Genomic DNA, 12,526 nt, shown 5'->3' on the forward strand with positions numbered 1-12,526 from the left:
CCAGCGCTGGATCAGTCCTATTCGCCATTAGCTTCTGCTGCCTGCTGCCAGGCTGGTAAATAACCGCTTGCGTCAATAATTTTACTATTGTATATTTTTTGCGAATAAGAGGTTTTATCACCTTTTGTTTATTCAGCGCTTTATACCATCCCACTTACAAGCAGCTTGATAGCCAACCAGCAGGAGCACAACATGTCCGCACAACCGCCAAGCAGTGTTACAAAATTGCATTGGGATTTCCTCAAGCCGGGGGACACCATAGATGTAATCGCCCCTTCATCCCCACCGGCTAACCCGCAACAAAACATAGCCGCCATCAAGGCCTATTTCGCAGACAAGGATATCAAGGTCAATATCCCCGATGGCCTGATTGCGCCCACAGTCCCGCTGAATGCGGCAAACACCGCAGAAAAACGTGTCGCGTTTATAGAGCAGGCCCTGAATTCTGACTCCAAGGCCATTTGGGCGATTCTTGGCGGCGGTTGGGGCTCGGAGTTACTGCCCTTGTTGGCGCAACTCAAGCCACCTGCGCGCGTCAAGCCCATTATTGGCTATAGCGATGTTACGGCGCTGCATATCTTCTTCAATCATGTGTGGAACTGGCCCACCTTGCACAGCATAGAGTTAGGCGCCAATGGCGATATTGAGCCTGCCTGGAACCAGAACCATATTGAAGAAACGCTGAAGGTATTGCGCGGTGAGCAAACCACCTTACGCTACCCCCTGACGCCGCTCAACACCGTAGCACATACCCCTGGGGTGCATGATGGCCTGCGGGTCGTGGGCGGTAACAGCCTGTTGCTCTCGGCAATGAAAGGTACGATTTTGTTCATGCCTGATACCGATAATGGCATTTTGTTCATTGAATCTGTGGCACTTAACCCTGGCGAGCTGTCGCGTATTCTGGATGGCTTTATGTATTCGGACATGGTGCTCAAGGCCAAGGCGGTGATGTTTGGCAACTTTGTGCAAACAGGCGGCCACCCCAACCCAGCTGAAATTGAAATGCAGTTTGAGTATATACAGAATCGCTTTGCCACCAAGCTGGAGCAGGTAGGCATTGCCGTACTGCGAGCTGAAAACCTGTTTGGCCACAGTGCCAATAATCAGCCGCTGCCGTTCAATACCAATGCGGTGTTGACCTTGGGAACATCCCCCATGCTGGAGGTAAGTGTCAATTGAGTACTACTATTCCCGGGCTTAATGCCTTTGTGGATTTGAGCCACCACAATCTCAATGTCGATTTCAAGCAGGCCCAGGCGGCTGGCTTGGTTGGCATGATACATAAGGCCACCCAACATACTGATTATATTGATCCCCAATATGGTGTGCGCGTGGCGCAGGCCAGGGCGCTGGGGCTATATATAGGTGCATATCATTTTGCCACTGCGGCACCAGTGCAACAGCAGCTGGATCACTTCCTCGCTGCAATCAAGCCATTTGGTAGCGCTCAGGTACTGCCTTGCCTCGATTGGGAGCTAAACCCAGATAGCCAGCAGGGCAGTATGTCGCAGCAGCAGTTGGTCGAGTTGATCGATTTGTTCAAGCAGGCCACTGGTGTTTATCCAGTTATCTATGGCGGCTATTGGATGCTGGACATGCTTAAGGATGAGAAAAACTTGGGTAACTTAGGGCAATGTCCGCTATGGCAGGCATTCTATTCATCCAACTTTGGCTATCTCAGTGATATCTGGAGTGATTGGGCTCTGCTGCAGTATACCGACGGTACTCTGGGGCCTGAGCCGCATAGCATGGCTGGCATAGGCCCTGTAGATAGGGATAGTTTCAATGGCAGTCTGGCGGATGTGGCTAACTTCTGGAAGCAGCATGCACTGAGCTAAGAGGCAGGCAACACTGACGGTCATGCTTGCTAGAAAACACAAGCTGGTGCAAACCAGCCCTTGTTTTATCTCACGGTTATTTAACCCTAGGTTTTGTCCATACTTCTGGAGCTGCCAAAAATATCCCACAAGGTAATGAATAAGGCCGCAATCAGCGGGCCTATCACAAAGCCATTGAGGCCAAATACCGCCATGCCGCCCAGTGTGGAAATCAACACCACGTAGTCAGGCAGCTTGGTGTCCTTGCCCACCAGAATAGGGCGCAAAATGTTATCCACCAGGCCAATCACAAATACGCCAAAGGCAATCAAGGTGAAACCTTGCCAGAGCGCACCTGTGGCCAGGAAATAAACCGCTACCGGGGCCCAGATCAGCCCAGCGCCCACGGCGGGTAGTAAGGACAAGAATGCCATGATCACAGCCCACAGCAAGGCAGCCTGAATACCCAGAATCCAGAATATCAAACCGCCAAGCGCACCTTGTGTCAGAGCCACCAGAATATTGCCTTTGACTGTGGCACGGATCACGGTGGTGAACTTGTTGAACAAATGACGCTTGTGCTCGGCACTGAGCGGAATGGCCTGCTTGACGCGCATGGAGAGGCTGGCACCGTCACGCAGCAAGAAAAACATCAGATAAAGCATGACGGCAAAACCAACCACAAACTCAAAGGTGTTTTGCCCTATGCTCAAGGCCTTGGTCGCCAGCAACTGGCTGGCCTGCATGGCAGTGGTAGATAGTCGCTCCTGGAAGGTGCCAACATCACTCAGGCCCAGCCTATCCAGCACGCTATGCAGCGGGGCGGGCAGAGCAGTGAAGATTTCCTGTGAATACTGCGCAGGATTGATTTCGCCTGATTTGATCTTCTGGAACAGCGCCGCACCCTCATGCACCAGTGAGCTGGCGATCAAGGTGACAGGCACAATTACAATCAGCACGCAAAGCAGCAGCGTGCCAATGGCAGCAAGATTTTTTCGGTTGTTGGTCAGGCCCAACATGCGTCTATACAGCGGCGTGAATAATATAGAGAGAATAACCCCCCAGAATACCGCGCCATAAAAAGGCAGCAGTATCACCACCAGGGCGATAGACACTGCAATCAGCAGGAAGATAAAGGTTTTGGTGTGGAATTCGGCGTTGTTCATGGAAAGCAGTGTACTGGCAAACTCAAGGTGATCCAATAGAACTCTGGATCAAGCACTAAGCTTGGCCAGACTCGGGCTTTAAACAACTTATTTCCACAAAACATCGCTATTGTTGCTAATGGCCGATTGCAATAGTTCTACCAGGGGTAGGGCACGGGTTTTGAGGTCTATATGTGTGGCCTGCTCGGTTTCTGCATCATCAGCTGTTGCAGCCGGGCTGGGCGCGCCTGTAATACCTTGTTGCAGGCGTTGCAGGGCTGCGGGTACATCGGCCGCCAGTATGGCACCGGGGATAGTGCCGCTATGACCCATCAGGTGCAACATCTGTTTGGCGATATCGCCAAACAACATGATGTCGCTATAGCGTGCGGTAGAGAAAGTCACAATCATGGTCTTGTTCCCGATTTGAGAAAGTAAAAACAGTGCTGCTTGCCACCCAGCTTAAGCAGTTGCATATGCCGGGTGGAAAAACGTTTTGAGTACTCAATGCTACTCTAGTTGTTTTTGCTGCCTGGGCCAGCGAGATACCAGACAATCAGACCCAGCACGGGGAATATCAGCACGCCAAGAATCCAGAGGATTTTCTTTACCGTGTCAGCAGAGCTTTGGATAATCTTGATGATGGCGTAGATGTCGGCGATGAGGATCAGTAGACCTATGATGCTGGACATGATGTTTTCCCTTTTTTGATTTGAGTGGAGACAGCGGTTTTGCTGATGTGTCTGAGGTGGAGAATACGCATTCCCCGCAAACGGTAATATCAGACTACACTGAAAGCCAAGTAGGAATTCGCCGACTCAGCCTCATATCAAGCTACTTTAGACCTCAATGCCTGCCTTTAGCAATGTGAATCAAATATGCCAGATACTATTATGCAAGAGCCACCCGCACGCCTGCCCATCAGTCTGCTCACCGGATTTCTCGGCAGTGGCAAAACCACCTTGCTCAATCGCTGGCTATCCCACCCAGAAATGGCCGATACGCTGGTGATCATCAATGAGTTTGGTGCCGTTGGGCTGGATCATTTACTGGTGGCGCATCAAGCCGATACCACTACGGTGGTGGAACTGAGCAATGGTTGCCTGTGCTGCCAGTTGCGTACCGACCTCAAACAAACACTTAAAGATGTTTCCTGGCGTTTTTCACGTCAGGGGAAACGCCAGTTTCGCCGTGTGGTGATAGAAACCAGCGGCCTGGCTGACCCCGTACCTATTTTGCATACGCTAATGCAGGATGCTTACCTCGCGGCGCTTTACCAGCTAGATACCATCGCCGTGGTGATGGATGCGCAATTGGGGCTAGGCACATTGCAAAAGCATGCGGAGGCGCGTAAGCAACTGGCACTGGCAGACCTTGTGCTGATCAGCAAAACTGACCTTGTGCCTGAAGCAGCAGTAGCGGACTTGCGAGAGGTGCTGAGTGAATACAACGCTGCTGCCAGTGTTTATGTGCTGGAAGATAGTGTGAACCCGGCGTGGCTGTTTGCCAGCGGCAAGGATGCTGAGGGTTTCCCGCGCTGGCTGCAATCACTGGCAGCAGCGCAGGGGCTACTTCATGCCGATGACCAAACACATGGTCATCTCAATAATAAAACCACGCTAAGCCTGGAGCTGCCCCAGCCATTGACCCGTGCAGAGTTTGAGCACTGGCAAGCTGCTTTGCGCGATTATGCCGAGGTAGGGCTGCTGCGCTTTAAAGGTATATTCCATGTGCAGGGAGAAGCAGCCCCGCTGGCGCTGCACCGGGTACAACATGTATTGCATGCACCACAGGTGCTGACGACATGGCAGGGGGAAGACAGTATCAGCCGTCTAGTATTTATTATGCAAGATGATGTGCCTGCGAGCTTGAGTCACTTGTTGCAGGCACTGCCGCGTCAGGATTAGAGGCAGGAATTAAACATGGCAGGCTTGTACCTGCGATGTTTAATTTTAACTGTGCTTCAAATTTGCATCAGTGCATCACGAATCTTCAACTCATCCAGCCCTTTACCTATCAACACCAAGCGCGTAATCGGCTCTTCTTCATCCCAGCCTTCAAGCAAATTGGGCGGGTAAAGCGTGTGCTGCACGGCATGCACGGCGAGTGGGGCTGGCGCATCCTCAGCGTGGACTATGCCTTCAAGCGCAGCAGTTGCTCGCCAAAGGTGCTGCACAGCCATTGCAGCACAGGCTCCAATTGGCCCCAGGTCAGGGGCTTGGGCATGGTGACGGTGAAGCTGACAATATCATCTTCATGTACCGATTGCGGCAACATGCCGCGCGCCGCCTTGGTGCGGGTAGGCGCACGTAGCCAGCGCTGGGGCTGGGCTTGTTTGCCACTGGGGTCAAACAGCCCGGCATCAATAATCGCGGCCGGGTCTATATTGCCGTGGCTGATACGGTATTGCGTGGCGCCGGGGTTGAGGGCATGTAGCGCATGCGACAACACATCCAGCTGTTCATCGTTGGCAAGATCGCTCTTGGTCAGCAGCAGCACATCGGCAACGGCCGCTTGTTTGCGTGCCTCGCCTTGATCGCGTATCTGTTGCAAGCCGTACAGGCTATCTATGGTCACTACTACGGCATCAAGGCGGTAAGTAGAGGAAATTACTGGCTCATTGAGCAGGTTGGAGAGTATGGGGCCGGGGTCTGCCATGCCTGTGGTTTCAATCACTAGGCGCGTGAAACGTGGAATGGCCTCTAGTTGGCGCTTGAAGAATAGATCGCGCATGGTATCGGCCAACTCGTTGCTGAGCGTACAGCATAGGCAGCCAGACTCCAGTAACACCGTATTGTCGGCAATATGCTGGCTTTCTACCGTGCGCGCCAGAATATGATCCAGCCCGGTGCTGCCCAATTCATTGATGATGACGGCGGTGTCTTTCATGCCGCTGTGGTTGAGCAATTGATTCAGCAGTGTGGTTTTGCCGCTGCCTAGAAAACCGGTGAGCAGCGTGACCGGAATGCGGGGGTCCAGCGTCATGATGAAGTCTATCCTTGATGAAATTGCCGCGCTGATAGCGCGGCTTGGAGAATTTTAACTTAAGAGCTTGTCATTGCACCATGACAGCATGCGGCTAGCTTATTGAGCATGAAATTTTAGTGAGCATGAAATTTTATTAAGATATCTTGCCCGGCTAACGCGCTGCATAGTCTTTATACGCTATAGGCAGGGAATGGGTCTGCCAATTGTGCCCAGCCAGTCATGCCCAAAGCCAGCTCCTCATCGCTCAACAGGCAGTGGTCAAATGCTTGGCTTAAAGCCTCTTGATCCATGTCTATGCCTATCATCACGATCTCCTGCCGCCTGTCACCATAGTGTCGATCAAATTTGGCTTTGATCAGGCAAGGGATTCCGCATCCGTGGGCCATAAGGTGGTTGGGGTAGCAATCCACCAGAAACCTGCAGGCTCGTGCTGCCTGACAACCCCGGCGAGTGACCACAGCAGGCAATGATCCGGGCGGGTGGCCAGCCAGAAATAGCCCTTGGAGCGTATCACGCCTGGCCATGCACTATTGATCCACTGCCAAAGCCGCGTGGGATGAAAAGGACGGCGCGCGCGATAGACAAAGCTGCTTATGCCGTATTCCTCGGTTTCTGGCACATGCTCACCGCGTAATTCCTGCAACCAACGCGGCGAGGCCTGCGCCTGTTCAAAGTTAAACAATCCAGTATTCAAAACCTGGTCTAGCGACACTTTGCCAAACTGGCTGTGTGCAATGCGTGCGCGTGGGTTGAGGCCATGCAATATTGCCTGCAAGCGCTCCAGTTCATCAGCCGTCACCAGGTCGGTCTTGTTGAGCACAATGACATCACAAAACTCCACCTGCTCAATCAGCAAGTTCACCACCGTACGTTGGTCATCCTCGCCCATAGATTCACCTCTGGCAGCAAGCGTGTCGTACGAGCAATAATCCCGTAGGAAATTGCAGGCATCCACCACCGTCACCATGGTATCCAGACGCGCGATGTCCGAGAGTGAAGCATGGTGCTCATCGCGGAAAGTAAAGGTTTCTGCCACAGGCAAAGGCTCAGAAATGCCTGTAGATTCAATTAGCAGGTAGTCAAAGCGTTCTTCCAGCGCCAGTTGCCGAATCTCAACCAGTAAATCCTCACGCAAGGTGCAGCAGATGCAACCATTGCTCATTTCTACCAGCTTTTCATCGGCACGCGAAAGTGTCGCTCCACCATCACGTAGCAATTGCGCATCGATATTGATCTCGGACATATCGTTCACAATCACGGCAACACGTTTGCCCTCGCGGTTATTGAGAATGTGGTTGAGCAGTGTGGTTTTGCCTGAGCCAAGAAAGCCGGACAACACGGTGACGGGCAATCGGGACGAGGGAGAAGTAGTATTCATGGCAGTATCCAGATAACAAGTGCAAACATTGCAGATGATAGGTCTAAGGTGTAAAAGTCTTATTCAATGCGGCATTTTATGCAACTAAGTTGCATTTTAGGGCCATGTGAAATCGATTGCAATCATCAATTGCAATGGCATGGTGGTGGGCCATGCAAGCAGTTTTATGTGTGGATTAGGGAAGGTGGACAGTCAGGCTGGTTTATAATGCCTGGGGATTTCTTTGCAGGAAGTTGCAGATTGCAACGCCTGGCTCAAGGCAGGGATGCCTTAAGCCGCGCTGATAGCAATGCCAGTCAATTTCTTGTTACGTCCAGTATTGCACTGGTCGCACTGGCCTTTGATATTGAGCTCTACCGACTCTACGGTGAAATGCGAAGGCACACTGTTGGGAATCCGCGGTTTGACCTCGTCCAGACAGAACATCTTGCCGCAGGACGTACACTGGAAATGAGCGTGGTGGTGCTTGGCATTGCGTTGCGTGAGCTGGAAGCGCCGCGCACGGTCTTCACCCATGATGGGGTGCACCAGATTGCACTCCACCAGCCAGTCCAGCACCCGGTAAAGCGTGACCCGGTCAAACGGTGCTTCCTGGGTCAGGGTGTGCAGCAGTTCATTGTGGGTGAGGGGGTTTTCCGTATCCAGCAGCACATTCAGTACCGCAACACGCGACGAGGTCGGGCGCTGCCCAATCTCATGTATCATTCGTTCGGCGTTATGCATAGGCGCTAAATTACAGACAATCAACCCGTGTCGTCAACTGGACGCGGACAAAAAGCAGAGTTATGAACGTATTATTTGAAGAAGAAGGTAACTTCAAGGTTGCCTCCATCATGGCCGAGAATCCCGGCTCACTCCAGGTTGAGTCTATCTCCGGCAAGCGCTCCAAAATCAAATCAGCCAATGTGCTGATGCGTTTTGACCAAGCCTTGGCGGGTTTTCTGGAAAGCGCCAATGCCGAGGCTGAAGGCCTGGATATTCCTTTCTTGTGGGAATGCAGCGGTGAGGATGAGTTTGGCTTTGAAGAGCTGGCCGTTGAATACTACGGCCCCAAGCCCACGCCTCTGCAATCTGCCGCCATCGCTGTGCGTTTGCACAGTGCGCCCATGTATTTTTATCGCAAGGGCAAGTAGATACAAAGCCGCTCCGGAAGAAACATTGCAAGCAGCTCTGGCAGGGCTAGAGAAAAAGCGCCTGCAAGCCGAGAAAGTGGCGCAGTTTGTAGAATCGCTAAAGAGCGGCAAGCTACCTGAAGAGTTCAAGCCCAGAATGGATGCCTTGCTCTATGATCCTGATAAGAACACTCTGGAGTGGAAGGCGCTGGAGCAAGCCGCGATTGAAACCAACCAGCATCAGGTAAGAGTGCTGGAGCAGTGCGGGGCTATTGCTTCCATTCATGACTATCACCTGGGCGCTTTCCTGCGCGAATACTTTGCTGAAGGCTGTGGTTTCCCCGAGATTGAGCCGCCAGTTGAGCCGCAAGATCTGCCACGTGCGGAAGTGGAGGCTTTCAGCATAGATGACAGCACCACGACCGAAATTGATGATGCTTTCTCTCTGCAAGCGCTGGCCGATGGCGTGACCCGTGTGGGTATTCATATTGCCGCACCTGCGCTGGGCATTCTGCCCGATAGCCCATTGGACGCGGTGGCGTTGCACCGTTTGTCCACGGTTTATATGCCAGGCAACAAGATCACCATGCTGCCGGAAGTGGCGATACAGCCTTTCAGCCTGAATGAAGGCGAGTGGCGACCTGCATTGTCCCTCTATCTCGACGTGGCACCAGACCTGAGTATCTTGCAGCGTCAGACCAAGGTGGAGCAAATCAAGGTGGTGGCTAATCTGCGCCATGACACGCTAGAGCCTTACTTCAACGAAAACACCTTGGAGCAGGATAGCGGCCATCCTTATTGGCAAAAGCTGGTGTTCCTGTTCCAACTGGCTGAGTCGCTGGAAAAAGGCAGGGGCAAATATGATCCTACACGTCCAGTCCAGCTGGATTACAACTTCTACGTTAAAGACGGCAAGGTCAGCATCATCAGCCGCCGCGTGGCTCACCCATGGATAAACTGGTGGCTGAGCTGATGATAGAAGCCAACAGTCATTGGGGTGGTTTGCTGGCTGAACACAATGTGCCTGGCATTTACCGCGCGCAGAATGGCGGCAAGGTGTATATGACCGTCAAGGCCGAGCCGCATCAAGGCCTGGGTGTGAATCAATATAGCTGGAGCACCTCGCCATTACGCCGTGCGGTCGATCTGGTCAATCAGCGTCAGATCATTGCGGTCGTCAATCAAGAAGAGCCTAGCTACAAACAGAACAGCGACGAGCTGGCGGTGGTGATGCGCAACTTTGACCAGACCTACAATGCCTACAATGAATTCCAGGGCCGTATGGAGCGCTACTGGTGTCTGCAATATCTGCTGCAGGAAGATATCAAAGAGGTGGCAGCTACGGTCTGGCGCGAGAACTTGGTACGCGTAGACAATATGCCGCTGATGGTCAAGGTGCATGGCATGCCCGAGCTGCCTTCTGGCAGCCGCGTTGTGATTGAGATCCAGAAAGTGGACACCTTGCTGGTTGAACTGGATAGCCGCTTCAAGGCGGTTGAGCAGGCAGCAACTGTAGAAAGCGAGGCCGCCTGATGTTCAGAGTAGGGCGCAAGATTGCGCGCAGCATACACAAAGCCATCACCAGTGAAGACAGTGTGGATGTCAGTGAGCTGGATGGCGTGCGTTCCCTGCACTTGGGCTCAGACACCATACAAAGCTCCATGCGGGTTAAAGACCCTTATGCGCTGGAGCTGCGCTACTCACGTGGCATGATGGTGTTTCTGTTGTTTCAGAAGCAACCTAAAGACCTGGTAGTGCTGGGCCTGGGGGGCGGGTCTATCCCCAAATATATTTATCATCACTTGCCCGCCATGAAGACGCGTGTGGTGGAGATCAACCCCAGGATTATTGAAGTGGCGCGCAGTCACTTTCTCACACCTGAAAACGATGAACGCTTTGAGATCATAGAAGGCGATGCGGTGGCTTTCTTGCGGGATAATCCCGCCACCACCTCCATGCTGATGATGGATGCCTTTGGCAGCAGCGGCTTGCCCGCGGAACTCTGCTCGCAAGACTATTTCGATTCCTGCGCCGAGGCCATTACCCTGGATGGCATGTGCGCCATCAATCTATGGGGTAGCGACAAGAACTATGATGTTTACTTGCAGCGCATAGAAACCAGCTTCCATGGTCGCATTTTGGTCATGCCTACAGGCAGGCCGGGCAATGTTGTGGTGTTTGGTTTCAAGCGCGCGCCTACAGACCTGCGCTGGAGTACTTTGCGCGTAAGGGCCAAGGCACTGGAAGCCGAGCATAAGGTTGAGTTTCTGGAGTTTGTCGAGCGCTTGCGTGAACACAACCCCAGCACCAGCAACCGCTTGTTGCTGGAATCCTGAAGCCGGACCTACACAGCAGAATCTGCAAGCATAAATATCAGCATGCTCAGCTCAAAGCTGAATTGCCAAAGCTCACACTCAATGGCCTTGCGGTTACTATAAGCAAGCCAACATAACGCCAGACGGAAACCATATGCACCATCAATTTTTTGCCACCTGCCCACGCGGCCTTGAAGCGCTGCTGGAGGCGGAACTGAAAAGCCTCAATGCCCGGCAGATTCAGCCTACCGATGGTGGAGTGGGCTTTGCTGGCGATATGCTGGTGTGTTACCGCGCCAACCTCGAAAGCCGCATTGCCACGCGCATTCTGCTGCAAGTGGGTAAGGGCAAATACAGCAATGAGGACGAACTCTACCAAGGCGCCTATAAAATAGATTGGCCGCAGTGGTTTGACGTCAAGCAAGACTTCATGGTCAAGGTTACTGGCGTTAAATGTCCGCTCAAAAGCCTGGAGTTTGCCACCCTGCGTATCAAGGATGCAGTCTGTGACCGCTTCCGCGAGGCAGTCGGCAGCCGCCCCTATATTGATACCCGTGAGCCGCAGGTGCGCCTGCATGCCTATCTAGCAGCAGAAGATTATCAACTCTACCTCGATACCTCTGGCCAGCCGCTTTATCAGCGTGGCCTGCGCCGTGCCAGCATAGAAGCGCCTCTCCGTGAAAACCTGGCGGCTGGCATATTGAAACTCAGTGGCTGGCAGCCCGGCACGCCGCTCTTGGACCCCATGTGTGGCAGCGGCACCTTTCTGCTGGAAGCAGCCATGATGTCTCTGGACATTGCCCCGGGCAGTGGCCGTGGTTTTGGTTTTGAACGCTTGAAAAATTTCAATTCAGGTGCCTGGCAGTCTCTGCTCAAACAGGCCCAATCCAGAGCCAAACCTGTGACCTTCCAGCGCCTGTACGGTAGCGATATGGACTTGCGCGCCGTGCGCATCAGCCGCCAGAACCTGCAAGAGGCAGGCCTGCTGGAAGCAGTGCAATTGGCGCATACCGAATTCACCGCGGTGGTGCCACCCACGCCCGAAGGCGTGCTGATTGCCAACCCGCCTTATGGCGTACGCATAGGCGAGGACGAAGACCTGGCTGCCTTGTACCAAAAATGGGCGAAGCATTAAAGAAAAAAATTCGCTGGCTGGAACGCCTACTTCCTCACCAATGACCTGCGCATGCCCAAACTCATGCGGCTGGCACCGAGCAAGCGCACGCCCTTGTTCAATGGCCCGCTGGAATGTCGTTTGTTTGAAGTGAAAATGGTGGCGGGTTCCAACCGCAAGGAGAAACCCAGTGACGCAAGTTAAAGCCGAAGATTCAATAGATCAGTTACGCGCCCGCATCCAGCAATTTGTGCAAGAGCGGGATTGGGAGCAGTTTCACACGCCCAAAAACCTGGCCATGGCCATGATTGTGGAGGCAGCGGAAGTGGTTGAGCATTTCCAGTGGGATAGCGCGCAGGAAAGCGTGACCATGGATGAGGCGCGCAAGACCGAAATTGGCCACGAGCTGGCGGATACTTTTGTGTATCTCCTACGCATTGCAGAGGTTTGTGGCATAGACCTGATTGCGGCGACCAATACCAAGATAGGCTTGAATGCCTTGAAATATCCGGTGGAGAAGGCCAGGGGCAGCAACGCTAAATATACGGCGTATGAGGAATAAGCTGGTTTAAGCCATCGTGCCGATAGGTGCATAGCTTTTTCTAGACCGTTGGTCGAAGTGTTTAATAGTCAAGTTTAGCCTTGCTCAAAGGC

The 12,526-nt window shown here is 52.9% G+C and carries 11 protein-coding genes and 3 pseudogenes; 8 read left to right on the top strand and 6 right to left on the bottom strand.

Features of this window, described 5'->3' with window-relative positions; all coding sequences use genetic code 11:
* Window positions 1–192 precede the first annotated feature (192 nt).
* The gene (locus JCM2850_RS18995) at window positions 193–1,182 is read left to right on the top strand and encodes an LD-carboxypeptidase (protein WP_051525408.1); all 990 of its coding nucleotides are present in this window, start codon (window positions 193–195) and stop codon (window positions 1,180–1,182) included.
* Window positions 1,179–1,841, top strand: a complete 663-nt coding sequence (locus JCM2850_RS11990; RefSeq protein WP_036266110.1) for a glycoside hydrolase family 25 protein — start codon at window positions 1,179–1,181, stop codon at window positions 1,839–1,841. Before JCM2850_RS18995 ends, JCM2850_RS11990 begins: the two co-directional genes overlap by 4 nt.
* An 86-nt stretch (window positions 1,842–1,927) precedes the next feature.
* On the opposite strand, the gene JCM2850_RS11995 is transcribed toward JCM2850_RS11990, so the two are convergent.
* From JCM2850_RS11995 to JCM2850_RS21095, 3 genes are all read right to left on the bottom strand, one after another.
* On the bottom strand, window positions 1,928–2,986 hold the full coding sequence (locus JCM2850_RS11995; RefSeq protein WP_025872099.1) for an AI-2E family transporter: 1,059 nt from the start codon (window positions 2,984–2,986) through the stop codon (window positions 1,928–1,930).
* An 87-nt stretch (window positions 2,987–3,073) separates the two neighbouring features.
* Window positions 3,074–3,376, bottom strand: coding sequence for a DUF1840 domain-containing protein (locus JCM2850_RS12000; RefSeq protein ID WP_025872101.1), 303 nt, complete (start codon window positions 3,374–3,376; stop codon window positions 3,074–3,076).
* A gap of 104 nt (window positions 3,377–3,480) precedes the next feature.
* Window positions 3,481–3,657 (bottom strand): PLD nuclease N-terminal domain-containing protein, encoded by a 177-nt coding sequence (locus JCM2850_RS21095; RefSeq protein WP_081775060.1) that lies wholly within the window; start codon window positions 3,655–3,657, stop codon window positions 3,481–3,483.
* Window positions 3,658–3,843: 186 nt separating this feature from the next.
* Here JCM2850_RS21095 and JCM2850_RS12010 point away from each other — a divergent pair, with 186 nt between their 5' ends.
* Window positions 3,844–4,872, top strand: coding sequence for a CobW family GTP-binding protein (locus tag JCM2850_RS12010; RefSeq protein ID WP_025872102.1), 1,029 nt, complete (start codon window positions 3,844–3,846; stop codon window positions 4,870–4,872).
* Between the two features lie 56 nt (window positions 4,873–4,928).
* Here JCM2850_RS12010 and JCM2850_RS19000 read toward each other — a convergent pair.
* The 3 genes and pseudogenes from JCM2850_RS19000 to JCM2850_RS12025 all read right to left on the bottom strand — a co-directional run bounded on the left by JCM2850_RS19000 (window position 4,929) and on the right by JCM2850_RS12025 (window position 8,036).
* Window positions 4,929–5,950, bottom strand: a pseudogene (locus tag JCM2850_RS19000) (CobW family GTP-binding protein).
* Between the two features lie 173 nt (window positions 5,951–6,123).
* A pseudogene (gene zigA, locus JCM2850_RS19005) lies at window positions 6,124–7,331 on the bottom strand (zinc metallochaperone GTPase ZigA).
* A gap of 270 nt (window positions 7,332–7,601) precedes the next feature.
* The gene (locus JCM2850_RS12025; protein WP_234406240.1) at window positions 7,602–8,036 is read right to left on the bottom strand and encodes a Fur family transcriptional regulator; all 435 of its coding nucleotides are present in this window, start codon (window positions 8,034–8,036) and stop codon (window positions 7,602–7,604) included.
* A gap of 80 nt (window positions 8,037–8,116) precedes the next feature.
* Between JCM2850_RS12025 and JCM2850_RS19010 the strand changes: the two are divergent.
* The 5 genes and pseudogenes from JCM2850_RS19010 (at window position 8,117) to JCM2850_RS12045 (ending at window position 12,434) form a co-directional block, all read left to right on the top strand.
* A pseudogene (locus JCM2850_RS19010) lies at window positions 8,117–9,976 on the top strand (ribonuclease catalytic domain-containing protein).
* Entirely contained in the window at window positions 9,976–10,779 is an 804-nt protein-coding gene (locus JCM2850_RS12035; RefSeq protein WP_025872106.1) for a polyamine aminopropyltransferase, read from the top strand. The pseudogene JCM2850_RS19010 and the gene JCM2850_RS12035 overlap by 1 nt, the downstream one beginning before the upstream one ends.
* Before the next feature lie 133 nt (window positions 10,780–10,912).
* Complete coding sequence (locus tag JCM2850_RS19015) at window positions 10,913–11,893, top strand: THUMP domain-containing class I SAM-dependent RNA methyltransferase (RefSeq protein ID WP_439645866.1); 981 nt, start codon at window positions 10,913–10,915, stop codon at window positions 11,891–11,893.
* Between the two features lie 51 nt (window positions 11,894–11,944).
* Window positions 11,945–12,076 carry a hypothetical protein gene (locus tag JCM2850_RS24315; RefSeq protein ID WP_439645867.1) on the top strand — a complete coding sequence of 44 codons (132 nt, stop codon included), beginning with the start codon at window positions 11,945–11,947 and terminating at the stop codon, window positions 12,074–12,076.
* Window positions 12,063–12,434 (top strand): nucleotide pyrophosphohydrolase, encoded by a 372-nt coding sequence (locus JCM2850_RS12045; RefSeq protein ID WP_025872108.1) that lies wholly within the window; start codon window positions 12,063–12,065, stop codon window positions 12,432–12,434. The genes JCM2850_RS24315 and JCM2850_RS12045 overlap by 14 nt, the downstream gene beginning before the upstream one ends.
* The last annotated feature ends 92 nt before the right edge of the window (window positions 12,435–12,526 follow it).

The sequence above is a fragment of the Methylobacillus glycogenes JCM 2850 genome, assembly GCF_000617925.1.
In the GTDB taxonomy this organism is placed as follows: Bacteria; Pseudomonadota; Gammaproteobacteria; order Burkholderiales; family Methylophilaceae; genus Methylobacillus; species Methylobacillus glycogenes.